Annotated in this window: 25 protein-coding genes and 1 riboswitch; of the genes, 10 read left to right on the top strand and 15 right to left on the bottom strand. The window is 42.8% G+C overall.

The annotated features are described in order from the left end of the window. Positions 1 to 34 precede the first annotated feature (34 nt). From HMPREF9188_RS01540 to uvrA, 8 genes are all read right to left on the bottom strand, one after another. The gene (locus HMPREF9188_RS01540; protein WP_009729675.1) at positions 35 to 340 is read right to left on the bottom strand and encodes a DUF1292 domain-containing protein; all 306 of its coding nucleotides are present in this window, start codon (positions 338 to 340) and stop codon (positions 35 to 37) included. A 15-nt stretch (positions 341 to 355) separates the two neighbouring features. Continuing rightward, complete coding sequence (gene ruvX, locus HMPREF9188_RS01535; RefSeq protein ID WP_009729674.1) at positions 356 to 775, bottom strand: Holliday junction resolvase RuvX; 420 nt, start codon at positions 773 to 775, stop codon at positions 356 to 358. Between the two features lie 3 nt (positions 776 to 778). Then, the gene (locus HMPREF9188_RS01530; RefSeq protein WP_000507060.1) at positions 779 to 1045 is read right to left on the bottom strand and encodes an IreB family regulatory phosphoprotein; all 267 of its coding nucleotides are present in this window, start codon (positions 1043 to 1045) and stop codon (positions 779 to 781) included. 86 nt (positions 1046 to 1131) lie between these two features. Further along, on the bottom strand, positions 1132 to 1701 hold the full coding sequence (locus HMPREF9188_RS01525; RefSeq protein ID WP_000734682.1) for an SP0191 family lipoprotein: 570 nt from the start codon (positions 1699 to 1701) through the stop codon (positions 1132 to 1134). Positions 1702 to 1767: 66 nt separating this feature from the next. Next, a complete protein-coding gene (gene spx, locus HMPREF9188_RS01520; protein ID WP_000591165.1) occupies positions 1768 to 2166 on the bottom strand; it encodes a transcriptional regulator Spx in 399 nt (132 codons plus the stop codon). Positions 2167 to 2300: 134 nt separating this feature from the next. Next, the gene (gene mgtA, locus HMPREF9188_RS01515) at positions 2301 to 4961 is read right to left on the bottom strand and encodes a magnesium-translocating P-type ATPase (RefSeq protein ID WP_009729673.1); all 2661 of its coding nucleotides are present in this window, start codon (positions 4959 to 4961) and stop codon (positions 2301 to 2303) included. Positions 4962 to 5156: 195 nt separating this feature from the next. Next, a riboswitch (M-box (ykoK) riboswitch) is annotated at positions 5157 to 5307 on the bottom strand. Positions 5308 to 5360: 53 nt separating this feature from the next. Beyond that, positions 5361 to 6422, bottom strand: coding sequence for a M24 family metallopeptidase (locus HMPREF9188_RS01510; protein WP_009729672.1), 1062 nt, complete (start codon positions 6420 to 6422; stop codon positions 5361 to 5363). Next, on the bottom strand, positions 6415 to 9246 hold the full coding sequence (gene uvrA, locus HMPREF9188_RS01505) for an excinuclease ABC subunit UvrA (protein ID WP_033588888.1): 2832 nt from the start codon (positions 9244 to 9246) through the stop codon (positions 6415 to 6417). Before uvrA ends, HMPREF9188_RS01510 begins: the two co-directional genes overlap by 8 nt. A 136-nt stretch (positions 9247 to 9382) precedes the next feature. Here uvrA and HMPREF9188_RS01500 point away from each other — a divergent pair, with 136 nt between their 5' ends. From HMPREF9188_RS01500 to HMPREF9188_RS01485, 4 genes are all read left to right on the top strand, one after another. Then, the gene (locus tag HMPREF9188_RS01500; protein WP_009729670.1) at positions 9383 to 10327 is read left to right on the top strand and encodes a magnesium transporter CorA family protein; all 945 of its coding nucleotides are present in this window, start codon (positions 9383 to 9385) and stop codon (positions 10325 to 10327) included. An 11-nt stretch (positions 10328 to 10338) separates the two neighbouring features. After that, the gene (locus HMPREF9188_RS01495; RefSeq protein ID WP_009729669.1) at positions 10339 to 11016 is read left to right on the top strand and encodes a DUF1129 domain-containing protein; all 678 of its coding nucleotides are present in this window, start codon (positions 10339 to 10341) and stop codon (positions 11014 to 11016) included. A 141-nt stretch (positions 11017 to 11157) separates the two neighbouring features. After that, a complete protein-coding gene (locus HMPREF9188_RS01490; RefSeq protein WP_009729668.1) occupies positions 11158 to 12192 on the top strand; it encodes a S66 family peptidase in 1035 nt (344 codons plus the stop codon). Between the two features lie 105 nt (positions 12193 to 12297). Continuing rightward, on the top strand, positions 12298 to 12561 hold the full coding sequence (locus tag HMPREF9188_RS01485) for a SemiSWEET family transporter (RefSeq protein WP_009729667.1): 264 nt from the start codon (positions 12298 to 12300) through the stop codon (positions 12559 to 12561). Between the two features lie 58 nt (positions 12562 to 12619). On the opposite strand, the gene HMPREF9188_RS01480 is transcribed toward HMPREF9188_RS01485, so the two are convergent. Together HMPREF9188_RS01480 and ruvA are read right to left on the bottom strand one after the other, a co-directional pair. Beyond that, the gene (locus tag HMPREF9188_RS01480) at positions 12620 to 13213 is read right to left on the bottom strand and encodes a DNA-3-methyladenine glycosylase I (protein WP_009729666.1); all 594 of its coding nucleotides are present in this window, start codon (positions 13211 to 13213) and stop codon (positions 12620 to 12622) included. Between the two features lie 9 nt (positions 13214 to 13222). Beyond that, complete coding sequence (gene ruvA, locus HMPREF9188_RS01475) at positions 13223 to 13816, bottom strand: Holliday junction branch migration protein RuvA (protein ID WP_009729665.1); 594 nt, start codon at positions 13814 to 13816, stop codon at positions 13223 to 13225. 155 nt (positions 13817 to 13971) lie between these two features. Between ruvA and HMPREF9188_RS01470 the strand changes: the two genes are divergently transcribed. Continuing rightward, the gene (locus HMPREF9188_RS01470; RefSeq protein ID WP_050556331.1) at positions 13972 to 14472 is read left to right on the top strand and encodes a helix-turn-helix domain-containing protein; all 501 of its coding nucleotides are present in this window, start codon (positions 13972 to 13974) and stop codon (positions 14470 to 14472) included. 152 nt (positions 14473 to 14624) lie between these two features. Here HMPREF9188_RS01470 and mutL read toward each other — a convergent pair whose 3' ends face one another. Next, positions 14625 to 16574 carry a DNA mismatch repair endonuclease MutL gene (gene mutL / locus HMPREF9188_RS01465; protein WP_009729663.1) on the bottom strand — a complete coding sequence of 650 codons (1950 nt, stop codon included), beginning with the start codon at positions 16572 to 16574 and terminating at the stop codon, positions 14625 to 14627. 208 nt (positions 16575 to 16782) lie between these two features. Here mutL and HMPREF9188_RS01460 point away from each other — a divergent pair, with 208 nt between their 5' ends. After that, positions 16783 to 17223 carry a LytTR family DNA-binding domain-containing protein gene (locus tag HMPREF9188_RS01460; protein ID WP_009729662.1) on the top strand — a complete coding sequence of 147 codons (441 nt, stop codon included), beginning with the start codon at positions 16783 to 16785 and terminating at the stop codon, positions 17221 to 17223. Next, on the top strand, positions 17220 to 17678 hold the full coding sequence (locus HMPREF9188_RS01455; protein WP_009729661.1) for a DUF3021 domain-containing protein: 459 nt from the start codon (positions 17220 to 17222) through the stop codon (positions 17676 to 17678). Before HMPREF9188_RS01460 ends, HMPREF9188_RS01455 begins: the two co-directional genes overlap by 4 nt. 41 nt (positions 17679 to 17719) lie before the next feature. Here HMPREF9188_RS01455 and mutS read toward each other — a convergent pair whose 3' ends face one another. Both mutS and argR read right to left on the bottom strand, forming a co-directional pair. Further along, positions 17720 to 20254, bottom strand: coding sequence for a DNA mismatch repair protein MutS (mutS, locus tag HMPREF9188_RS01450; RefSeq protein ID WP_009729660.1), 2535 nt, complete (start codon positions 20252 to 20254; stop codon positions 17720 to 17722). 50 nt (positions 20255 to 20304) lie between these two features. Continuing rightward, entirely contained in the window at positions 20305 to 20751 is a 447-nt protein-coding gene (argR, locus tag HMPREF9188_RS01445) for an arginine repressor (protein ID WP_001231483.1), read from the bottom strand. A gap of 154 nt (positions 20752 to 20905) precedes the next feature. On the opposite strand from argR, the gene argS reads away from it, so the two are divergent. From argS to HMPREF9188_RS01430, 3 genes are all read left to right on the top strand, one after another. Further along, positions 20906 to 22597, top strand: a complete 1692-nt coding sequence (argS, locus tag HMPREF9188_RS01440; protein ID WP_009729659.1) for an arginine--tRNA ligase — start codon at positions 20906 to 20908, stop codon at positions 22595 to 22597. A 327-nt stretch (positions 22598 to 22924) separates the two neighbouring features. After that, positions 22925 to 23170, top strand: a complete 246-nt coding sequence (locus HMPREF9188_RS01435) for a hypothetical protein (RefSeq protein ID WP_000084848.1) — start codon at positions 22925 to 22927, stop codon at positions 23168 to 23170. Positions 23171 to 23382: 212 nt separating this feature from the next. Further along, positions 23383 to 24645 (top strand): NRAMP family divalent metal transporter, encoded by a 1263-nt coding sequence (locus tag HMPREF9188_RS01430; protein ID WP_009729658.1) that lies wholly within the window; start codon positions 23383 to 23385, stop codon positions 24643 to 24645. 80 nt (positions 24646 to 24725) lie between these two features. Here the strand turns inward: HMPREF9188_RS01430 and nrdI are convergent, their stop codons facing one another. Both nrdI and HMPREF9188_RS01420 read right to left on the bottom strand, forming a co-directional pair. Further along, positions 24726 to 25196, bottom strand: coding sequence for a class Ib ribonucleoside-diphosphate reductase assembly flavoprotein NrdI (gene nrdI, locus HMPREF9188_RS01425; RefSeq protein WP_000724242.1), 471 nt, complete (start codon positions 25194 to 25196; stop codon positions 24726 to 24728). A gap of 77 nt (positions 25197 to 25273) precedes the next feature. Further along, positions 25274 to 25807: an ABC transporter permease gene (locus tag HMPREF9188_RS01420; protein ID WP_000740035.1), complete on the bottom strand. Its 534-nt coding sequence runs from the start codon at positions 25805 to 25807 to the stop codon at positions 25274 to 25276. Positions 25808 to 25854: the final 47 nt, after the last annotated feature.

Below are 25854 nucleotides of genomic sequence, written 5' to 3'. Positions count from 1 at the left end.
CTGGCGCAGGGCTAAAAACATCCACTGGATGTTTTTACTCCTCCATAAAGCTGTTGAAGACTTCTTCAATCATGTTCCATTCGTCTTCTGAGTCTTCTGGGATTGGTTGTAATTCGCCCTCTGTTCCATCTTTATTTTCGATGAATGAGTAGGCTTGGATTTCAACTTCACCATTTTCATCTTCTTCTGCGTTAACTGGCACTAGAAGAACATAGTTTTTACCAAATTCTTCTTTCCCGTCGATTGTCAAAAGAATTTCAAACAAGGTTTCATTTCCTTGCTCATCTACTAGCGTAATCAATTCACGTTCTTCGTGGTCATGGTTGTGATCGTGTGACATAGTTTCTCCTCTGTCTTAAAATTTTCTATCTAAATAATTTTGCAAAATCAGCTGAGCAGCCAACTTATCAATAACTTTCTTGCGTTTGTTACGGCTGATATCTGCTTGTTCAATCAACATACGCTCCGCAGCGACCGTTGTCAAACGCTCATCCTGATAGTCTACTGGCAAACCAAAGAGTTCTTTTAGCTTGGCACCATAGGCTTGACTGGCTTCTACTCGCGGACCGCTGGTATTGTTCATGTTTTTGGGCAGACCCACTACAAAGCGCTCCACCTTATAGCTGTCAACCAATTCCTTGATACGGTCAAAACCAAACTGGCCCTGATCCTCATTAATCTGGATGATTTCAAGGCCTTGAGCAGTGAAGCCTAGGGGATCGCTAATGGCAACACCCACTGTTTTTGAACCAACGTCCAATCCCATAATTCTCATAGATTATAGATCGACTCCTTGTCCTTTAAGGTAGTAGCGTACCAATTCTTCAACAATTTCATCGCGCTCATACTTACGGATTTGATTTCGTGCATTGTTGTAACGAGGAACATAGGCAGGGTCTCCACTCAATACATAACCGACGATTTGATTTATCGGATTATAACCCTTTTCATTCAAAGAAGCATAGACATCTGTCAACGTCTCGCTAATCTCTTTCTTATTGGAATCATCCAATTTAAACCGTACAGTTTCTTCAGTAAATCCCATTCTAACACCCTCTTTCCTTAGAATAGTACTATTATAGCACATTCCCTGACGTTCTACAAATAAGTCAGTCTATTAATTTGGATTTTCTATTGTTCTGTCGCCCCATTTGCCACTCTATCTGCAATATATTGGCTAGGTTCGTTTTTTAAGAGATTTTCAAGACCGATATTTTTTAAATATTCCATCTGAGATGCCTTTTTGACATCCAATACTTGAAAATCATAAGTCGTTGTAGTCTGGATTTCTGTCTCGCTGAGTAGCTTGGTTTCCAGTGTAAATCCTGCTAGTTTGCGTGCCTCTTGGATGGTCTCATCCTTCTCTTCAGCTTCTTGAAGCGCTTTTTTCGTCTCCTCTAGTCCATTTTCAGAGATAAAGTTCTTGAGTTCATCCCCGACAGGTCGTTTTTGCTGAATGGTCAAGGTCAAAAATTGATTGCCTTTATAGGTAATGGTCTGAATCTGCTGCGTTCCATTTTCTGACTTCGGCATCAACAAGGTCTTGGTGACAACCGTATTCTTTTCGGCATTGTCCAAAACGGGAAGGTTTGATTGGATGGGGTCAGATGCTGTTGTGGAAGCAGCAGGGGTTTCCTTTTTTTGCCCACATCCCGCAAGCAAAAAGAGAATAGCAAAACTAGCAATTAGTAACTTTTTCATAATTCCTCACATGATTTCAAAACAAAAGAGCAAACAAGGCCAGGAGTCACTCCCAGCCTTGATGTTTTATAGAGCTGCACGTAGACGTGCTTCTGCATTTTCTACATTACGGACAGAGCGTGGCAAGAAGGCACGGATATCATCTTCTTTATAGCCGACTTGCAGGCGCTTCTCGTCAACGAGAATCGGACTCTTTAAGATCCGTGGTGTTTCCATGATTAAGTTGAGCACTTCATTGACACTCAAATCCTCGATGTCAACTCCAAGTGCCTTAGCGTAGCGGTTTTTTGACGAAACGATACTGGCAATTCCATTATCTGTTTTCGTGAGAATATCTAATAACTCTTCTCTTGTAATTCCTTCTTTACCGAGATTTTGTTCTTTATAACTTAACTGGTGGGCATTGAGCCAGGTTTTCGCTTTTTTACAGCTAGTACAACTTGAGACTGTATAAATTTTGATCATGTACCTACCCCTTTCGCTACATGTTACTATCAGTTTAGTCTATTATACCATAAAAAGCATCCGACTTGCGACCTATTTTTAAAAAAATTTAACTTTTTCCGCAATTTTCGTACTTTTTTCTTGACAAATTCAATTTATAACCAACTTCTAAATTTTTTGATATAGATTCGTTTCACAATTGTAACACTTATCATATAAAGAGTAATTATCAAAAGCAAAAAGAGGAAATAAATTGGTTTCAAAGGGGTTAAACGAAGGAGGTTAGCAATTGCAGAATAGGGAAGGAAGGTCACAAAACTAGCTGCTAGCAAGGTTGTCCCAAGAACCAACCATGACGGACGGCTTTGTAAGAAAGGGAGTTTTGCTGAACGAAGCATATGGATGACCATGGTTTGGGACCACATGGATTCAATGAACCAACCTGTCTGGAACAGGATGATAAAGCCCGTTGCAGACTCTGCTCCGTGAACATAAGCATGACCTGTCGTCATTGGGACAATGACAAAATAGAGCAAGATAAAGGTCAAAATATCAAAGGCAGAAGAAATCGGACCCATCCAAATCATAAAGCGAGTAATGGACTTGGCTTCCCACTTATGAGGATGCTTCAAAAAGTCTTCATCCACATTATCAAATGGCAAGGCGATGCAAGAAAGGTCATAGACTAGGTTTAACACAATCAAGTGAATCGGAGCCATAGGGAGGAAAGGTAAGAAGATACCAGACACTAAGAGTGAAAGAATATTCCCGAAATTAGAGCTAACCGTCATCTTGATATATTTGGTCATATTGGCATAGACTTTGCGTCCTTCAACCAGACCTTTTTCAAGCACCATCAAATCCTTATCCAGCAAAATGACATCAGCTGTCTCTTTGGCAATATCTACTGCTGTATCAACAGAAATCCCCACATCTGCTACTTTCATAGAAGGGGCATCATTGATCCCATCTCCCATATAGCCGACACAGTGTCCATTCAATTTGATTTGTAAAATGATTCGTGCTTTTTGATCCGGAGAGAGTTTGGCAAAGACCGTCACCTTCTCAACTGCTTGGGACAACTCTTCGTCCGTCATGGCATCAATATCAGAACCCAACAAGATTTGATCAACGTCTAAACCAACTTTTTCGCATACTGCTTGGGTTACCTTCTCATTATCCCCAGTCAAGATCTTGGTTTGAACACCATACTCTAATAAAGCTTGGATAGCAGGGGCTGCAGATGGTTTTGGTGGATCTAGGAAGGCAAGATATCCTGTTAGAATCATCTCCTTTTCATCTTCAACAGAGTAAGCAAAACCTTCCTTTAAGCCTGTTTTATAGGCGACTCCCAAGACTCGTAAGCCCTGTTGATTGAGTTGGTCCACTTCTTTTAAGATTTCCACTCGGATATCATCCGTCAGAGGGCTAATCTGATCTTGATATTCCACATGGGTTGAAATCGCAAGCATTTCCTCTAGGGCACCCTTGGTTACCAAACTAACAACTTCGTTCTCATCCTTGACGATGACACTCATCCGTCTGCGTTCAAAATCAAAGGGCAATTCATCTATTTTTTGAAAGGTTTGATCTAGATTTTGCAAGAGTGCGTGTTCTTTAGCTTCTTTTTCCGTACGTTTAATGATCGCTCTGTCCATTAAATTTTTCAAACCAGTTTGAAAATAGGAATTGAGATAGGCACGTCTCAACACAGATAAATCCAAATCTCCATGTATATCCAAAGGATATTCAAGGACAATTTCGTCTTGGGTAAGGGTTCCAGTTTTATCCGTACACAGGATATCAATAGCACCTAGATCTTGTATGGCATTGAGTTTTTTGATGACAACTTTTTCCTTGGCCATGATAATGGAGCCTTTTGCTAGACTGGCCGTGATGATCATGGGAAGCATCTCAGGTGTAAGCCCGACTCCTACGCTCAAAGCAAATACGCCAGCCTCTAACCAATCTCCATCCGTCAAGCCATTGGAAAGAAATACGATGGGAACCATGACCAACATCAAACGGATTAAGAGCCAAGAGATACTGTTCATATCCCGTTCGAAAGAGGTGGGCTCGTCATAAGTATTGAGAGTCTGCTCTATTTCCCCCATCATGGTGTCATCACCGACCGCTAGAATCAAAGCCTTGGCGCTTCCTGATATCACGTTGGTTCCCATGAAGGCGAGCGCTTCTGCTTCTAGCAGACTATCAAAATTTGACTGACTCATTTTTGACAAAGCCAATTTTTCAACCGAATCACTTTCGCCCGTCAAACCAGACTGTTGAACAAAGAAATCACGTGATTCAATTAAAAGGAGGTCTGCTGGAATCATATCCCCAGCACTCAACTTGACCATATCTCCAACGACTAAATCCTCAATCGCGACCTCTAAACTCTGGCCTTCGCGGATAACTGTGGCTGTGTTCACAATCATTTTTGAAAGATTGGTCGCAGCTTTGTCGCTTCGCAGTTCTTGGACAAATCGAATGCCACCAGAAATGAGGACTAGGACAACGATGATGATAGAGGTCGTCGGATCTTCTTGCCCAGGCTTCGCCAACCAGACGTTGGTCACCATGGAGATCATAGCGATGACCAGGAGGATGATTGTAAATGGATTGATAATAGATTCGTAAATTTTTTTGAGGATACTGTCTTCCTGACCCTTGGTGATGGTGTTTTCACCATATAAATCACGATTCTTTTCTATCTGTTCCTCAGTTAAGCCTGTTAGACTTGTCTTGTAAAAAGATAGAGTTTCGTTTAAAGGTGTATGAATAGCTGCTGCTAATCTTTCTTTTGTAGTTTTCATTGGTTTCTCCTATCTGTATGAATGATGTGTTTCATACACAGAGACCAATCACTTTATAAGGGCAGAACGACACAAATCAGCGATTGGCTGTGTATGTGCGGTTCTGGGTGGTCGTCAATTTGCATCGTCTGTCTCCTTTCCCTGTTCTAAAACAGTAGAAAATCCTGCCATAAAATAGCAGGATTAAAAAACTAATTATCTGTTTTTCGTTCAAGCTTTAACTCCATAGGGCAATGAAATGAGCTTAGTCTTGGCCTTCACGACCAGGACTGTTGACCAACGAGTAGTGTCTCCACTGCTTTGCGGTAGTCATCCGTATCCCTATGGTAGCCTCACCTACCGTTTTCGTCTATCAGTATAAACCTTTAAAATATAAAAGTCAACGATTTATCTCATTTTTTAGATAACAATCAATTCTTTTGGAGCTAGGGTCAACAATTCGCACCCGTTATCTGTAATTAAGATATCATCTTCAATACGAACGCCGTATTTCCCTTCGATATAGATACCTGGCTCATCTGTCAAAGTCATTCCTGCTTGAATGCTCTCAGTAGAAGTTTGGCTAAAGTAGGGTTCCTCATGGATATCGAGACCGATACCATGTCCGATACCGTGGGTAAAGTAGTCACCATAGCCCGCTTCTACGATAATATCACGAGGGATCTTGTCAAAATCGCGGAAGCTAAGACCTGCCTTGGCTTGGTCAATCAGAGCTTGGTTGGCTTTCAAAACTGTGTTGTAGACTTCTGCTTGCTCGTCACTGACATGGCCTAGATAGATGGTCCGTGTCATATCGCTGACATAGTGGTCGTAGAGACAGCCGAAGTCCATGGTGATGGCTTCTCCCAGCTCTACGGGTTTATGCATAGGATGGGCATGTGGTTTAGAAGAGTTGATACCACTCGCTAAAATGGTATCAAAAGACAAACCTGCCGCTCCTAACTCACGCATACGGAAATCAAGGAAGTTGGCAATTTCGATCTCAGTTTTTCCAGGTTTGATAAAGTCAAGCGCATCGCGAAAAGCTTGGTCTGAGATGGAACAAGCCTTGCGAATAGTCGCAATCTCCTTTTCATCCTTAATCATTCGAAGTGCTTCAACAAACTGAGTCTGAGGAAGCAAGTCAAGCCCTTCAAAGGCTGCCTGCATACGGTGGTAATAAGAGACCGAAATCTCGTCCTCAAAACCGATACGAGACAAGCCCATATCCTTAACAATGCCTGCAATAACAGCCAACTCATCGCGGTCAGCCACAATCTCAAAATCTGTTACTTCTTGCTTAGCTGCAATGATATAGCGAGAGTCTGTCACCAAGACCTGACGGTCACGGCTGATGAAGACTGTTCCATTCGAACCCCAAAATCCTGTCAAATAGTAGACATTTTTAAGGTTGTTGATGATGATTCCATCTAGTTCTTTTTCTTGCATTTTAGCTAGAAATGCTTGTACACGTTTATTCATGATATAACTTTCCTTTCAAATAGTGTCCTGTGTAGCTGGCTTCATTGGCCGCTACTTCTTCTGGCGTTCCTGTTGCGATGATGGTTCCACCACCGACACCGCCCTCAGGTCCCAAATCAATAATATGGTCTGCCGTCTTGATGACATCCAGATTGTGCTCGATAACGAGGACGGTATTGCCATCGTCAACAAAGCGAGCTAAAACCTTGAGCAAGCGAGCGATGTCCTCGGTATGAAGCCCTGTCGTTGGCTCATCTAGAATGTAGAAAGATTTTCCTGTCGAGCGTTTGTGGAGTTCGCTAGCCAATTTCATACGCTGAGCTTCTCCTCCAGAAAGCGTGGTAGCTGGTTGACCTAGCGTTACATAGCCCAGCCCCACATCCTTGATGGTCTGAAGTTTGCGTTGAATCTTGGGAATGTGTTGAAAAAATTCGACTGCATCATTAACCGTCATGTTCAAGACTTGCGAGATATTCTTTTCCTTGTAGTGAACTTCTAGGGTTTCACTGTTGTAGCGGGTGCCATGGCAAACTTCACAAGCCACGTAAACATCTGGCAAGAAGTGCATCTCTATCTTGATAATCCCGTCACCTGAGCAGGCTTCACAGCGACCACCCTTGACATTGAAACTGAAACGGCCCTTCTTGTAGCCTCGAATCTTGGCCTCATTTGTCTGGGCAAAGAGGTCACGAATATCGTCAAAGACACCTGTATAGGTAGCTGGATTGGACCTTGGCGTCCGCCCGATTGGACTCTGGTCAATATCAATCAGACGATCGACATGCTCAATCCCCGTAATCGTTTTAAACTTACCAGGTTTGTCTGAATTGCGGTTTAGCTTCTGCGCAATGGCTTTTTTGAGAATACTGTTGATTAAAGTCGATTTCCCAGAGCCGGATACCCCCGTCACAGCGATAAATTTCCCTAGTGGGAAGCGGGCAGTGACATTTTGTAGGTTGTTTTCACGCGCTCCTGTCACCTCGATAAAGCGGCCATTTCCTACACGGCGCTCTTCTGGTACTGGAATGGCACGTTTACCTGACAAGTACTGGCCGGTGATAGACTTGCTGTTGCGAGCCACTTGCTTAGGAGTGCCGGCTGCGACGATTTCACCACCAAAAGCTCCCGCACCGGGTCCAACGTCAATCAGATAATCTGCCTCACGCATAGTATCTTCGTCATGTTCCACTACGATAAGGGTATTACCCAAATCACGCATTTTTTTCAGACTGGCAATGAGACGGTCATTGTCCCTCTGGTGAAGTCCAATCGACGGCTCATCCAGGATATAGAGGACTCCTGAGAGGTTGGAACCAATCTGGGTAGCCAAGCGAATACGCTGGCTCTCCCCTCCTGAAAGGGTCCCTGCCGAACGAGATAGGGTCAGATAGTTGAGCCCAACGTTATTGAGGAAGGTCAAGCGATCCTTGATTTCCTTGAGAATGGGACGGGCAATGATGGCTTCGTTTTCAGAAAGGGTCAACTGACTGACTAATTCCAAGTGGTCTGCGATAGACAAGTCTGAAATCTCTCCGATATGGGGACCTTGCTCACCGCCAACACGAACAGACAAGGCCTGGTCATTGAGACGGTAACCGTGACAAGTTCCGCAGGTCAGTTCATTCATATAGAGACGCATCTGGGTGCGAGTATAGTCACTATTGGTTTCATGGTAGCGACGTTTGATATTACCAATAACTCCCTCAAAAGGAATGTCAATATCCCGCACACCACCAAATTCATTCTCATAGTGGAAATGGAATTCCTTGCCATCTGAACCATAGAGAATCAAGTCCTTATCCTCTTCTGACAGGTCCTCAAAAGGCGTGTCCATATCCACACCAAAGGCTGTCATGGCTTGTTCCAGCATGTTCGGATAGTAGTTGGATGAGATAGGATTCCAAGGTGCTAGCGCCCCCTCACGTAGCGTTTTGCTGGCATCTGGCACCACTAGGTCGATATCCACCTCCAGCTTGATGCCCAAACCATCACACTCACTACAAGAACCAAAAGGAGCATTGAAGGAGAAGAGACGAGGCTCTAACTCTGGTACGGTAAAGCCACAGACCGGACAGGCATAGTGCTCAGAGAAGAGCAACTCAGAATCGTCCATAGTGTCGATAATCACATATCCTTCTGCGATACGAAGAGCTGCCTCAACGGAGTCAAAGAGACGACTACGAATGCCCTCCTTGATGACAATACGGTCGACCACGACATCGATATTGTGTTGCTTGCTCTTGGATAGCTCAGGTACTTCGGTCACATCATAGACCTCCCCATCCACTCGAACGCGGACATAACCATCTTTCTGAATCTTTTCAATGACACTCTTATGTTGCCCTTTTTTCTTACGAATGACTGGGGCTAAGATTTGCAAACGCTGACGTTCAGGCAATTCTAAGACCTTATCGACGATTTGCTCAACAGAAGAAGCCTTGATAGCCCCGTGGCCGTTAATACAGTACGGCGTCCCCACACGTGCGTAGAGGAGACGCAGATAGTCATTGATTTCAGTCGTTGTCCCGACGGTCGAACGAGGATTTTTACTGGTCGTTTTTTGGTCGATGGAAATAGCTGGACTGAGACCATCAATAGCATCTACATCTGGTTTTTCCATGTTGCCCAAGAACTGACGAGCGTAGGCTGACAAGCTCTCTACATAGCGGCGTTGCCCCTCCGCATAGAGGGTATCGAAGGCTAGGCTGGATTTTCCAGATCCTGACAAGCCCGTTACGACGACCAGCTTGTCTCTTGGAATCTCCACATCGATATTTTTTAAGTTATGGGCACGAGCCCCATGAATGACAATTTTATCTTGCATCTTTGTTCTTTCTAGTCCATTATTGCTTTCCATTATACCAAAAAATGTGAAATTCTATTACCCAAAAAGCTGTTTTTATAGTATAATAGTACGGTGCAAAAAATGAATCACTGAATAGTAGGAAAGGATAGGGGATATGAAACAAGTTTTTCTCTCAACAACAACTGAATTTAAAGAGATTGATACACTCGAACCGGGTACTTGGATCAACCTCGTCAATCCTACACAAAATGAATCACTGGAAATCGCCAACGCCTTCGATATCGACATCGCCGACCTCCGAGCACCACTTGATGCGGAAGAAATGTCCCGTATTACCATCGAAGATGAGTATACTTTGATCATCGTTGACGTTCCCATCACTGAGGAAAGAAACAATCGCACCTACTACGTAACGATTCCGCTAGGGATTATCATCACAGAAGATACCATTATCACTACCTGCTTGGAATCACTACCTGTTCTTGATGTTTTTATCAACCGTAGGCTGCGCAACTTCTACACCTTTATGCGTTCACGCTTTATCTTCCAGCTTCTCTACCGAAATGCAGAGCTTTACCTTACGGCCCTCCGTTCAATCGACCGTAAGAGTGAACAGATTGAAAGTCAACTTCACAAGTCTACTCGAAACGAAGAACTGATCGAACTCATGGAATTGGAAAAGACCATAGTCTATTTCAAAGCCTCACTTAAGACAAACGAGCGCGTGATTAAGAAATTGACCAGCGCAACCAGCAATATCAAAAAATACTTAGAGGACGAAGACCTACTTGAGGATACCCTGATTGAAACCCAACAGGCCATCGAGATGGCAGATATCTATGGAAACGTCCTTCACTCTATGACAGAGACCTTTGCCTCTATCATTTCCAACAACCAGAACAACATCATGAAGACTTTGGCACTTGTGACCATTGTCATGTCGATTCCGACCATGATTTTCTCAGCCTACGGGATGAACTTCAAGGACAATGAAATCCCTCTAAACGGCGAGCCTCACGCCTTCTGGTTAATCGTCTTTATCGCCTTTGCTATGAGTGTCTCGCTCACTCTCTATCTCATCCATAAAAAATGGTTCTAAGAGGAATTCCTATGTCTCAGATTGATCTACAAAAATTAACTAAGAAAAACCAAGAGTTTATCCACATCGCTACCCAGCAATTTATCAAAGATGGCAAAACAGACGCTGAAATCAAGGCTGTCTTTGAGGAAGTCATTCCTAAAATCCTTGAAGAGCAAGCCAAAGGAACGACGGCTCGTGCCCTCTATGGTGCTCCAACCCACTGGGCTCACAGCTTTACAGTCAAGGAACAATACGAAAAAGAGCATCCTAAGGAAAATGATGATCCAAAACTCATGATTATGGACTCAGCCCTTTTTATCACCAGTCTCTTTGCACTGGTTAGCGCTCTGACCAACTTTTTCTCTACAGACCAGGCTATTGGCTATGGTTTGATTACCCTCTTGTTGGTTGGACTTGTCGGAGGGGTGGCCTTCTACTTGATGTACTACTTTGTCTACCAGTATTATGGTCCAGATACAGATCGTAGCCAGCGCCCTCCTTTCTGGAAATCAATCCTCGTCATCTTCGCTGCTATGGTTCTCTGGTTGGTTGTCTTCTTTGGAACCAGCTTCCTACCAGCCAACCTCAACCCAGTTCTTGCTCCATTGCCTTTGGCTATCCTAGGAGCAGTGCTTCTCGCCCTTCGCTTCTATCTCAAAAAACGCTTCAATATCCGAAGCGCAAGCGCAGGCCCATCACGTTATTAAGAAAATAGATAAGCAACTGCACCAGCGGTTGCTTTTTTCTTGCTTTCTTGAGATTCAATAGAACTTCTGACCCTAATCCCTATAGTTTTCTATCATCTTTTATGATAAAATAGGCTCAATCAATTTCTAGGAGGATGAGACATGGTTTCTACTATTGGTATTGTTAGTTTGTCTAGCGGTGTTATCGGAGAGGATTTTGTCAAACACGAAGTCGATTTGGGTCTCCAACGTCTCAAGGATTTGGGACTCAATCCTATCTTTTTGCCCAATTCGTTAAAAGGTTTAGACTTTATCAAGGACCATCCTGAGACGCGTGCAGAGGATTTGATGCAGGCATTTTCTGATGATAGCATCGACATGATCCTCTGCGCCATCGGTGGGGATGATACCTATCGCTTGCTACCTTATCTTTTTGAAAATGACCAGCTTCAAAAGGTTATCAAACAAAAGATTTTTCTTGGCTTCTCAGATACCACTATGAACCACCTTATGTTGCATAAACTAGGGATCAAGACTTTTTATGGGCAATCCTTTTTAGCAGATATTTGTGAATTGGACAAAGAGATGTTGCCCTATAGCCTCCACTACTTTAAAGAACTAATCGAAACAGGAAAAATCTCAGAAATCCGCCCTAGCGACCTTTGGTATGAGGAACGGACTGACTTTAGTCCCAATGCTCTGGGAACAGCTCGTATCAGCCATGTAAATACAGGTTTTGATTTGTTACAAGGAAATGCCCAATTCGAGGGAAAAATCCTCGGTGGTTGCATCGAGTCCCTCTATGATATCTTTGACAATTCTCGATATGCAGATAGTAGAGAACTCTGCCAAGAGTACAAACTCTTCCCTGACTTATCCGACTGGGAAGGAAAGATCCTCTTGCTAGAAACAAGTGAAGAAAAGCCTGAACCGGAAGACTTCAAAAGAATGTTACAGGCTTTGAAAGAAACTGGGGTATTTGAGGTCATCAGTGGACTCTTGGTCGGGAAACCTATGGATGAAAGCTTCTATGACGACTATAAGGAGGCACTAATGGACATCATTGATAGCAATATCCCGATTGTCTATAATCTAAACGTTGGGCACGCCACACCAAGAGCTATTGTGCCCTTTGGCGTCTATGCTTATGTGGATGCAAAAGAGCAAGTCATTCGCTTTGACTATAACGAAAAATAAACAATTTCTCCATTTTTGTGCTTTTGTATTGATTTTCGTTACAATTTGTGTCTGAATTTATTGCATTTCGCTAATTTCTATGATATCTTTTTAAAGGAGGTATATATGACAAAACAAAAAATTAATCGAATTGTCGGTTCAATCGGGGCCTTTATTGGAATTATTGTATTTATCGCCTACATCCCACAAATTTTTGCCAATTTACAAGGCAACAAAGCTCAACCATTCCAGCCTTTATCCGCAGCAGTATCTTGTTTAATTTGGGTTATTTATGGATGGACAAAAGAACCTAAGAAGGATTGGATACTAATTATTCCAAACTCAGCTGGCGTTGTCTTAGGTGGACTGACATTTCTCACTGCACTATAAAAGTTACTAGCATATAATCAAAAAGCTGAGAGGAATTTCTCAGCTTTTTTCTATATTCTCAGATAATTAAACGCCTGCACTCACTAATTTCCGTTTTGTTTTTCCACTCACAATCATTCTCATGGTCATCAACCAGACCTGCAGCCTGAAGAAAAGATAAAACGGCAACTGGGCCTGTGAACTTGAAACCTCGTTTTTTGAGATCTTGAGATAACTTTTCAGACAGGGCTGTTTTAGCAGGTGCTAGATGATAGTCAGGAACATCATTCACGATCGTTTTTCCCTCAACAAAGGACCAGAGATAAGCGTCAAAAGAGCCAAAGGTTTTCTGGATTTGTAAAAATGCTTGGGCGTTGGCACGCGTCGCAAAGAGCTTGGCACGATTTCGGATGATGGCTGGATTCTCTAATAAGGCTTCCAACTCCCCATCTGTCATTTCTGCGATACGTTGGGCTTGGTAGTTGTAAAATGCTTCTCGGAAAGCCTGGCGTTTGTTTAGTACCGTTTCCCAAGACAAACCAGCCTGATAGGTTTCCATACAAAGCAGTTCAAAAAGAGCGCGGTCATCATGAAGGGGCTGTCCCCACTCCTGGTCGTGGTAGGCGATGTAGAGCGGATTGGTCATCTTGACCCAAGAACAACGTTTTGGCATACTCTTCTCCTATTTTACCAACATCTTAAGGGCCGACTTGATATAGTTCTCAGCTGTATCCGTCGTTCCTTCAAAGAATTTCTTGATTTTCTTGAGTTCAGTTGCCTTGTAGCCCAATGCCAACATGGCTTCCATAGCTTCTTCCAGTTCTTGGTTTTCAGCGCTGGTTTGCACTGCCACCTTGGCAGGAAGGTCATCACTAGCCACAACTACCTTACCTTCCAAGTCCAGCACCATCTGTTGGGCTGTTTTCTTACCAATTTTAGGGAACTTGGTCAAGTAGGTGATGTTCTTGGTTTCGATGGCTTGAACCAAGCCAGCATTATCATCGGCAGCGATAATAGCAAGAGCTGACACAGGACCAATCCCTGAGACCGAAATCAGACTGAGGAAGAGTTTTTTCTCATCTTCTGAGCGAAAGCCATATAGGAGTTCCGCATCTTCTCTTACCACCTGGTGAACATAGACCTTGGCTTCCTGATGAAGATACCCTGAATAAGCATAGGGATTGGCTACATGCAGGATATAACCGATACCATTCGCCTCTAGGACAATGTATTTAGCAGTGATTTTGGTAATGATTCCTTTTAGATATTCGTACATAATTTTTCTCCATTATTTTGCCTATCTAGTATATCATATTTCCCTAAGACAGACTGCAACAAAAGGTGCAACCTCTAGTTGACAAATAGTACAGGAGATTGTATTCTCATTATAAGTAAAAATTGTTAGGATAGAGGTAGAAAAAGGAGGGTAGAATGATGAAACTCGCAGAAAAACTATTTGAACTCAGAAAGGAAAAAGGTTGGTCCCAGGAAAAGCTAGCAGAACAAATCAATGTTTCTCGGCAAAGCATCTCAAAATGGGAGTCTGGACAAGTCCTTCCTGAAATCGAAAAAATCATTGAATTAAGCAAGATTTTCCAAGTGACAACTGACTATCTACTACTAGATGAAAACTCTGAAAAAGCTTCCACAGCAGTGATCTTGGAAGAAGACAAGGACAAATACTATAAAGAGGTTAAATCCTTTGGTCTCTGGCAAGTGATTTATGTTTTCGTATTGGCTCTGGCTATCTATCTCTTTTTAGCCGGTTCTAGTTTCCCAGCCGAATTCACTGCCTGGATTTGGCTGATCTTCGTTCTCTTAATCGCTTCTGCAATTGCTATCAATAAGGCTCTCAAAACCAAACAACGTTATCTTGATAAGGTAATTGGTCTTGAGAATCTTTCTGACAAAGACGACTCTACAAAAACTTGAATCACCTAGTTCAGTTTTCACAACACTTTTTATAGAACTGGTCTTGTCAAGCAAGTGTAAACCTCGTGTCAACTTGCCCAAATCCAATCAAAGTTCCCACCTTAGAAAAACTAAAAAGCCTTGTTCAAAAGGAACAAAGGCTTTTTGTGTTCTTAATATTTCCCCAACTCACGGAGACTGGTGTGATTTTCCTGAATGCGTCGAAACATTTTTTCCATATCTGACTTGGTGAAATGCACCAAAACAGGACGTCCGTGGGGGCAGTTATAGGGGTTGTCGCATTGAGAGAGCTGATAAAGGAGTTGTCTGGCTGAATGGTCATCGATACGATGGTTGGCCTTGATAGACCGCTTGCAGGACATCATGATGGCTAGCTCTGCTCGGTATTTCTTGATCGAAACTTCCTTGGTCAAGAGCAGCATGTCACACATTTCATAGATACCAGACTCGATTTCTTCCTCTGCCATCCAAATAGGATGTTCACGTAGGATAAATTGATTTTCTCCGTACTCTGCTAGAAAGACACCCACTTCCTCTAAGAGAGGCATTCTTTCCCTGAGACGAAGGGCATCATCTGCTGGGAATTCAAAGATGTAGGGCACTAGGAGTTGTTGCTGGCTCTGGTCAACATTACCTATGCTTTCACGGTATTCCTCATACTTGACCCGTTCCTGGGCTGCATGCTGGTCTATGATATAGAGTCCATCTCGCCCTTGGGCAAAAAGATAAGTGCCGTGCATTTGTCCGAAAAATTCCAACTCTGGGAAGCTGGATGCTTCTTCTCGCTCCAGCTTATCATAAGCCTTATCGAGACTAGCTAGATCTAACTCTGGATGGTCTAGTTGGTCATAACTGACAGGCTTCCTCTCTGCAAAATGCAGTTTTGCAGGCTTGGTCAACTGGTCCAAGGTTTCCTTGGCAAACAAAGTCAAGTCTTGTCCTGCATCAGTTAATTCTACCTGATAATCAGCCACCTCAGCTTGACTAGGTTTTGAGAGTTCTGTTTTTTCATAGTAGAGCGTATTTTCTTTGAGTGGGAGAATAGTTTGCTCTACCTTTTGACGATTACGCACGGTCGACTTGGCAAGATTTTCTAAAGCATCAGGAATCAAGGCTTGTTCCTTGAGACTATTTGAAATAGCTTCTGAAAGCAGCGCCATCAGTTCTCTTTCCTTAGAAATCCGCACTTCTTGTTTGGTTGGATGCACATTGACATCAGCTAGATAGGGATCAATATGGATGTGAATGACAGCCAGTGGAAAACGCCCTACCATGAGTTTGCTTCCGTAACCGTCAAGAATAGCGCGATTTAGTAGAAAGTTCTTGATATAACGGCCATTGATGAAGAGACTGATATAGTTGCGGTTGGCTCGGGTTAACTCAGGCAAAGACACAAATCCTGAAATTTCAAAGTCTAGATCCGAATTCTCAATTTCAATCATCTTCTTAGCACTCACCAAACCGTAAATCCCTGCGATGGCTTGTCGCAGTTGGCCAGTCCCTGCTGTCCGTGTCATTTCCTTGCCATCACTAATCAAGCTAAAAGAAATCTCAGGATGGGCCAAGCCCAGACGGTTGACAATATCAATGATATGAGACAACTCCGCCTGCTGGCTCTTCATATACTTGAGGCGGGCAGGTGTGTTGAAAAAGAGGTCCTCCACACAAACCTTGGTTCCTACAGGACTAGTCGCTGGGATGATTTCTTCGACCTCACCCCCACGCGCAACGAGCTTGGTCCCATGACTCGCACCATCCACCGCCGTTAACAGAGTCAAGATACTGACAGAAGCGATAGAGGGCAGGGCTTCACCTCGAAAGCCGAGCGTCCGAATCCGAAAGAGGTCTGCTTGATTTTTTATCTTACTGGTCGCATGGCGACGCAAGGCTAACTCCACCTCATCGTGGGCAATTCCATGACCATTATCTGTGATTTGAATCTTCTTGAGACCAGCTTCTTCAATCTCAATGATGATCTGGCTAGAACCCGCGTCAATGGCATTTTCTACCAACTCTTTGACTACACTAGCAGGACGTTCAATCACCTCCCCTGCCGCGATCTGGTTTGCCAGCACCTCTGGCAATTCAATAATATGAGACATCTTTCAGCCCCTTTCTGTATCTATTTTCCTAGAAATTGATTAGTGCTATTATACCATATTTCAAATACTATCAGAAAAAGCAAATACCACATAGACTCCAAATCTCTCCACATAGACAAAAGCTCTTGCCATGAGCCGTAAAATAGTGTTTAATAAAGGTGTACAGGAAGTGATCACAACCTTGTATAACTGAAAAGGAGGGAAATTTATGAAAGTAGAATTACAGATTAATGAGACTTATGAGGAGGAAAAGCTGATTGTCCAAACTCCTCAGCCGACCGAAAAAGTCCAGAAAGTCATCGAGTTCGTAGAAAATCTTGACCAAAAAGAAACAATCAAAGGAAAGATTGATGATCAGGTTTATCTAGTTAAGATTGGCAAGATTCAACGCTTCTATATAGAGAATCGCAAGGTTCTTGCAGAAACTGCATCTCATACCTACACTATTGATTTGCGTCTCTATCAAGTTCTTGACATTCTGCCGACCACTTTTATCCAAATTTCCCAATCAGAAATCATCAATATCGACTCGATCTCTCATCTCAAGCTAACCTCTAACGGTCTGGTTGAAATCTGTCTAAAAAACGAAAGCTTCACCTACTCATCTCGCCGTTACTTAAAAACCATCAAGGAGAAATTAGAACTATGAAAAAACAAATCTTTCACGATGCTGCTGCTGGTGTTCTCATCGGCCTCATCCTATCTATTATCTTTTCACTCATTTATGCCCCTAATACCTACGCCCCACTTAGTCCCGACTCTCTAGTCGGACAAGTGATGGTGCAACATCAGGTTCACGGTGCCCTCGTCTTGCTCTACTGTATGGTCATCTGGTCAACTATCGGAGTTCTCTTTAGCTTTGGCGGTCGCTTATTCAGCCGTGACTGGAGCTTGCTCCGTGCGACGCTTTCCCATTTCTTCCTCATGCTGGCTGGCTTTGTCCCACTGGCAACTCTGGCTGGTTGGTTCCCCTTCCACTGGACCTTCTATCTCCAGCTCATTCCAGAGTTTGCGATTGTCTACCTTATCATCTGGACTATCCTCTATAAAAGAGAAGCCAAAAAAGTGGACCACATCAATCAACTCTTGGCCCATAAAAAGTAATAGAGAAAACCCCACTCACAAATGCATGAGTGGGATTCTTTTTATAACTTTTGTTTGAGCTCGACTAAGACATTCATAGCCTGCATAGGTGTCATATTGTAAACATCCAGTTCAGCTAATTCTTCTAGAATAGGATGATCTTCAGGCGCATCAAAGAGTGACATCTGCTCTGTGACAGCACTTGTTTGTCTCATCGGAGCAGGACTTTCCGTTCCTTGACTCTCCAGTTGAGTCAAAATCTTATCTGCTCTTGCTAAAAGTTCTACTGGCAAGCCAGCAATCTTAGCAACATGGATACCGTAGGATTTGTCAGCTGGTCCTGGTTCAATCTTGTGAAGGAAGGTCACCTGCCCATCCTGCTCCAAGGTTGCCACATGAACATTGACCAAGTGTTCCAAGCTAGACTCCAGACTGGTCAACTCATGGTAGTGGGTCGCAAAGAGGGTTTTGGCTCCGATATGTTCATGAATGTATTCGATGATGGATTGGGCAAGAGCCATCCCGTCATAAGTCGCAGTTCCCCGTCCTAACTCATCAAAGAGAATCAAGGAATCCTTGGTCGCATGCGAAATGGCATTGTTAGCCTCCATCATCTCTACCATGAAGGTTGATTGACCTGAAACCAAGTCATCTGCTGCTCCGATGCGGGTAAAGATGGCATCAAAAATCGGCAAATGGGCGCTTTCTGCCGGCACATACGAGCCTAGCTGGGCCATAATCGCCGTCATAGCTAGCTGACGCATATAGGTAGACTTACCGCTCATGTTGGGTCCCGTAATCAGTTGAATGCTGGTATCTTCTGACATCTGGATACTGTTTGGAATATAGGTCTGAGCTCCCATAACCTTTTCGACGACAGCATGACGCCCTTTCTGGATATCAATTTGTGAGTCGTCACCGAACTCAGGTCGAATCAAGTGCTGGGTTTCAGCTACAACCGCCAGACTTTGCAAGACATCAACTGTCGCAATTCCTTGAGCTAAAGCCTGCAAACGCTGGATGTACTTGCTGACTTCCTCACGGATGCGCATAAAGATTTCATATTCTAGGTTGGCTGACTTCTCACGCGCCTCCAACATATCCCCCTCGATACGGGCTAATTCCTCAGTACCAAAGCGTTCTGAGTTTTTCAGCGTTGCCTTGCGGAAAAAGTGGGCAGGCACATTCCCCAGTTGCGAATTGGTCACATGGAAATAGTAGCCATCCTTTTTATTGTAATCAATCTTGAGCGTACTGATGCCAGAGTTTTCTCGCTCCTTAGCCTCAATCTCAGCAATCCAGCTAGTCCCTTCTCTGAGCACACGACGGTACTTGTCTAAGGTCTCATCAAATCCCGTACGGATAATGCCACCTTCCGTAATCACATGAGGAGCTTCAGGAGCAATCGCTGCGCTAATCAAGCTCTCCAACTCAGGGATTCCATCCAATTGTTCGATGAGATAAGCCAAAGCAGGCTGCTCCATGCCTTCTAAAATCGCTCGAATACGTGGTACACTAGACAATGTGGTCGCCAGTTGCAAGAGATCCTTGGGATTAGTCTTTCCAAAAGAAACCCGACTAGCCAAACGTTCGATATCATAAACACCTTTGAGACTGTCTGTCAAATCACTACGCTCAAAGAAGTGGTCAAAAAAGACCTGCACCACCTCTTGACGTTGGACGATTCGCTCCTTATCAATCAAAGGACGATGAATCCAAGAACGTAAGAGCCGCATACCCATAGCCGTTTTGGTTTCATCCAAAAGCCAGAAAAGACTGCCTTGCTTCTTACCTGAACGGGCATTCTCAACCAAATCCAGACTAGCCTTGGTCGCATAATCCATCTGCAAGAAATCTTTGATTTCATAGCGGATAACAGGTTTGAGGTGGTTCAACTCCCTCATCTGGGTCCGGTGAACATACTGGAGGAGCTTACTAGCTGCTGCTTGCTCCACAGCTGCCAGTCGTGAATCCAGTAAATGAAGGTCCTCAAAGCCTTCTTTTTCATAAGAAAGTACCAGATTCATCTGACGGCTGAGGATTTGTTCTTCTTCCTCAGACAAGTCATAACCCAGCACCACTTCTCGAGCCTTGAGGTTGCGAATTTCCCCACAAACCAGCGTGAAATCCAATAGCCCCGTCACGTAGAAATCACCCGTCACCAGATCCATATAAGCCAAGCCAAATTGATTGCCATCACGATCTAAGGCAACTAAGAAATTATTCTGACTATCAGGCTTACTGCTATCGACGACCGTTCCAGGTGTGATGACCTGAACCACCTCTCGCTTGACAACCCCGACCGCTTGTTTGGGATCTTCCATCTGTTCTGCAATGGCAACTTTATAACCCTGTTCAATCAGAACATCGATATACTGTTGGGCAGAATGATAGGGGACGCCCGCCATGGGTATCGGATTTTCTGCATTTTTATTCCGACTTGTTAAGGAAATTTCTAAAATTTGCGCTGCATTAATTGCATCTTCATAGAACAACTCGTAAAAATCACCCATTCGAAAAAGCAAAAAAGCATCTGGGTATTGTTTCTTAATATCCACATACTGTTGCATGCCGGGTGATAGCTTTTCTGTTGCCATTTTCCGTCTCTCCTTGCTAAAAATAAGTCTTGAGAGCAACTCCCAAGACCTTATTTATCTTTCATCAAATCTAGCAAACGATCTTCCATCAGCTTGGCAACGTGCTGGTCTCGACAAATAACCAATAAGGTATTAGCACCAGCAACCGTTCCTAAAATCCATTCATCCTTGTTTGCATCTACAATGTTTGCTAGGACTGCAGCTTCCCCAAGTTTGGTATGAAGTACCAAGGTGAACTCTGCTCTTGCAACTCCTTCTAAATGATGAGACAAAAACTCAACTAAATCAATCTTATCTGTCTCATTTGCTAGTACATAATACACCATATCATTTTTCTTAACCTTGGTCAAGCCGATTTCACGCAAATCACGTGACAAAGTCGTTTGTGTCACATAAACATTACGAGCTTCTAAACGATCTTGAATCTCTTTTTGTGTCCCAAGTTTTTCTTCGGTGATCATCTTTTTAATCAATTGATGCCGTTCTCTTTTTCTCATATCATCCTCTTAAGTGAATATTTATAACAAATTTTACATTTATTTTATAACTATATTATACCAAAAAAAATAGATAATTCAAAAAAATTCTTTTCTTTCTCAAAAAATGTAGTAAATTGTGTTAAAATAGTAAAAAAGCCCAAAAGGAGCCCTTATGAATACAAAAGAATTGATTGCTAGCGAGTTGGCTAGCGTCATTGATAGCCTGGATCAAGAGGCTATTTTAAATTTACTGGAAACACCTAAAAACTCAGAAATGGGAGACATCGCCTTCCCTGCCTTTTCTCTAGCAAAGGTCGAGCGTAAAGCTCCGCAAATGATTGCAGCAGATATTGCTGAAAAAATTAATAGTCAGGCCTTTGAAAAGGTTGTTGCTACAGGACCTTACGTCAACTTTTTCCTTGATAAATCTGCTATTTCGGCTCAAGTATTACAGGATGTTATCACTGAAAAAGAACACTATGCCGACCAAACCATTGGCAAGCAAGAAAATGTCGTTATCGACATGTCTAGTCCCAACATCGCAAAACCATTCTCTATTGGGCACCTGCGTTCAACGGTTATCGGAGATAGCTTATCACATATTTTTCAAAAAATCGGCTATCAAACGGTCAAGGTCAACCATTTGGGAGACTGGGGCAAACAGTTTGGAATGCTGATCGTTGCCTACAAAAAATGGGGAAATGAGGAAGCTGTCAAAGCGCATCCAATCGATGAACTTCTTAAACTCTACGTTCGCATCAATGCTGAAGCTGAAAATGACCCTAGCTTGGATGAAGAAGCACGCGAATGGTTCCGTAAACTGGAGAATGGAGACGAGGAAGCTCTCGCTCTCTGGCAATGGTTCCGTGATGAAAGTTTAGTGGAATTCAACCGCCTTTACAATGAATTGCAAGTCGAATTTGACAGCTACAACGGAGAAGCCTTCTACAATGATAAGATGGATGCCGTTGTAGACATTCTCGCTGAAAAAGGACTTCTTGTTGAGTCAGAAGGTGCCCAAGTTGTCAATCTTGAGAAATATGGAATTGAACATCCAGCCCTTATCAAAAAATCTGATGGTGCAACTCTCTATATCACACGTGACTTGGCTGCAGCCCTTTACCGTAAAAATGAATACCAATTTGCCAAATCCATCTATGTTGTTGGTCAAGAGCAATCTGCTCACTTCAAACAACTCAAGGCAGTACTACAAGAGATGGGCTACGATTGGAGCCAAGACATTGTCCATGTTCCGTTTGGATTGGTAACAAAAGAAGGGAAAAAACTCTCTACTCGTAAAGGAAATGTCATCTTGCTAGAACCGACTATCGCTGAGGCTGTTAGTCGTGCCAAGGCCCAAATCGAAGCGAAAAATCCTGAGTTAGAAAATAAAGACCAGGTTGCCCACGCTGTTGGAGTTGGGGCTATCAAGTTCTATGATCTTAAAACCGACCGTACAAATGGATATGACTTCGACCTTGAAGCTATGGTATCCTTTGAAGGAGAAACTGGACCTTACGTTCAATACGCCTACGCTCGTATCCAATCTATCTTGCGCAAAGCCGATTTCAAACCAGATACAGCTGGCAATTACAGCCTGAATGATGCTGAAAGCTGGGAAATCATTAAACTACTCCAAGACTTCCCACGTGTTATCAATCGTGCAGCAGATAATTTTGAACCTTCTATCATTGCGAAATTTGCGATTAGTTTGGCTCAAGCATTTAACAAATATTATGCACATACACGTATCCTAGATGAAAGTCCTGAGCGCGACAGTCGTCTGGCCCTCAGCTACGCAACCGCAGTCGTCCTCAAAGAAGCTCTTCGTTTGCTCGGGGTAGAAGCGCCAGAGAAGATGTAAATCGCCAAAGTTACTTGATTGCAAAGCAATCTAAGTAACTAACACCAAATCCTATCAGGGATTTGGCTTGGCGCTTCACTAGTAAAGAAACATAAATATTCTCGATTTATGTTTCTTTACGTCGTAACCAGAGACACTTGCCTAAACACCTCACTAAATTGGTCAATCAAATCTATTAATTAGTTTAAGGGCTGGTCGTAATCTTCAAGTCACTTGAATGCAAGTCAATCTAAGCAACGAATGTCAAAGCCTATCATAGATTTGGTTAGGCGCTTCACTAATTCGATCTATTCACTACTATTTCTTTATCATACATGGAGATTTCCTATGAGCCAATATGCTTATATCCTCGTTATAATTAGCTTGGTTTTCCTTTTTCTGCTCAATAAGTACGAGAAAGAAAGACTGCAAAAGCTCTACCAAGAGCAACTCTTGAAGGATGAAATATTTAAGGCTGACATCAAAGAGAAAATTCACACGACTGACAACATCAATGATGTCATTGCACATATCAATAAAACTTACCATCTGGGAATGTTGCTATCAAAAGACATCACAGATCAATTAAAATGACCAAAGTCCGAGAAGGAAACTTCTCGGATTTTTATTCGCCCTAGTCAACATTATCCCCTTGAAACAGTCACAGTTATTTTCATATGATTTTTGTGAATTTTCAGGATTTTCTAACTTTTTTCAAAATATTCTTGCATTTCTTTTAAGTTTTTTGTAAAATAGAAGCTGCCTATTCAGATTATTCTGAAAATTCAAAAACGGGAGCGTCTATTATGTCACAAGTTACTTTATCAAGCCAGTCAACCTGGACAAGCAAACTAAAGGCAATGGGGCCAGGTATCCTCATGGCTTCTGCCGCCGTTGGAGGTTCTCACATCGTATCCTCCACTCAAGCTGGTGGTTCTTATGGTTGGTCACTACTCCTCTTAGTTATCTTGGCCAATGTTTTTAAATATCCATTTTTCCGTTTTGGTGCAGAATATACTGCCGATACTGGTAAAACCTTAGTCGAAGGCTACGCCGAAAAAGGCAAGTTCTATCTCTGGATTTTCTTTGTCCTCAATGTTTTCTCTGCTATGGTCAATACAGCTGGAGTCGCTATCCTTTGCTCAGCCATCATCGCTAGCGCTTTTCCAATGATCGGTCTTAGCATCACTCAATGGTCCCTCATCCTTGTTGCAGTCATTTGGGCCATGCTACTCTTTGGTGGCTACAAACTGTTGGATGGTATGGCAAAATGGATCATGTCTGCTTTGACTATTGCAACTGTTCTTGCAGTTATCATTGCAGCAATTAAGCATCCAGAATACAGCTCTGATTTTGTCGAAAAGACACCTTGGCAAATGGCGGCCCTCCCTTTTATTGTTTCCCTCCTAGGATGGATGCCTGCCCCTATTGAAATTTCAGCCATCAACTCACTCTGGTCTGCTGAAAAGAAAAAGACTGTCAACTTTAATACAGAGGACGCCCTTTTCGACTTTAACGTTGGTTACATTGGAACTGCTATCCTGGCTGTATTCTTTGTAGCACTCGGAGCACTCATTCAGTATCCTACAGGACAAGCAGTTGAGGCCGCTTCAGCCAAATACATCTCTCAATTCGTGGGTATGTATGCCTCTGTTCTTGGAGAATGGTCCCGTTACTTGATTACCTTCATCGCCTTTCTCTGTATCTTTGGAACAGTCATTACTGTTATCGATGGCTATTCCCGCGTTAATCAGGTTTCCCTACGACTCTTGTTAAGTCAAAAAGAGGATGATAGCAAATCTTTGAACATCTGGATGACCCTCACAGCTGTTATCGGTATCATCATCATCAAGTTCTTTGCTGGTCAAGTATCAACCATGCTTCGCTTCGCCATGATTGGTTCTTTCCTGACAACACCATTCTTCGCTCTTTTGAACTATGTATTGGTGACACGTGAAAATAAAAATCTTCCTTCTTGGCTAAAACTCCTCGCTATCGCAGGATTGATTTTCCTCTTTGGCTTCGCTATCTTCTTTATCTATGCACTTGCTATCGGAAAAGCAGGATAGTTTATAAATGGCACCCTTACGGGGTGCTTTTTGTATACACAAAAAGCAGTTGAAAATCTCAACTGCCCCTCAGTACTACTTTATTTTTCTGTTTCTAACTCATACAAATCTGCAATGATTGCTGCGACCTTTTTAATATCTCCCAGCATACCACGCATTTCAAAGTCAGCCAAAACTGGGAAACCAAAGCGCTGACTATACTGCTTGGCTGTCAGACAGTATTGATTGTTAAAATTACGATTACCAGAACCGACTACCCCAAAACACTTACTAGCATTGTCCCCATAGGCGATAAAGTCGCCCACTGGAGTCGTTAGAATCTCAACATCGCCGTTATCGACGCCGTTCCCACCTTCTAGATAGGTCGGCAAAAAAGCGATATAGGGATGTTCCATTTCAAAGAATTCTTGACCTTCCTTGACTAGGTCCTTGATATGGATTTTTTGGACCTCAATCCCTTCGTACTGGGACAAGAGATAGTCCTTGAGTCGGGTTACAAAACTTTCTGTATTCCCACTCAGACTGATATACACTAAGGATATTTTTTTCATGTTGACCTCGATTTTTATGTTTACGATATAAAAAGAACTACCAAAATTGTAACTTGATAGTTCTTTTTTGTCAATACTTAGGCAGCTTCTTCTGCTTCAACTTCCTCAGCCAAGTCCTTTTGTTGGCGCCACATCTTGTAAAAGACTAAGGCTAAAAAGAGAACATTGATGATGATGAACAAAATATTCGTTCCTTTTGCTAATGCTCCCATTCCTAAGCCAAGGGCACTATCTTTGATTAATTGGACTGCATCTTGAACGTTCATATAGCTATAAACCAAACCAACAATAGCTAGTAGAACATAGCCAACATAAGTATAGTTTGCGAATTGTACGTTTTTACGTACGAGAAACACAAAGGCTACTACAACTAAAATTGCAGATAAAACAATCAACAACATATTAAAAATAGAGTGAGAGGATTCTGACACTTTGTAAGTATAGTTGACCGTGTCTTCTAATTGCTGGGCAGTAAGCGTCCCGCTATTCGCCAGGCTAGCACGAAGAGCATCTTTACTTGGCAATGGACTCAAGATTCCAAATAGTGACATAGATGAAATGAGGGCTGATAGGACTAACAAAACCCAAAGATAAATAGGATTCTTTTTCATGTTTTCCTCCATAAGATATTTTGAACATTATAGCATTTTTTGTACAG

It is taken from the genome of Streptococcus sp. F0441 (assembly GCF_000314775.2).
Taxonomy (GTDB): Bacteria; Bacillota; Bacilli; order Lactobacillales; family Streptococcaceae; genus Streptococcus.
The sequence above is the reverse complement of the archived record's forward strand: the minus strand, read 5'-3'. Positions and strand labels throughout refer to the sequence as shown.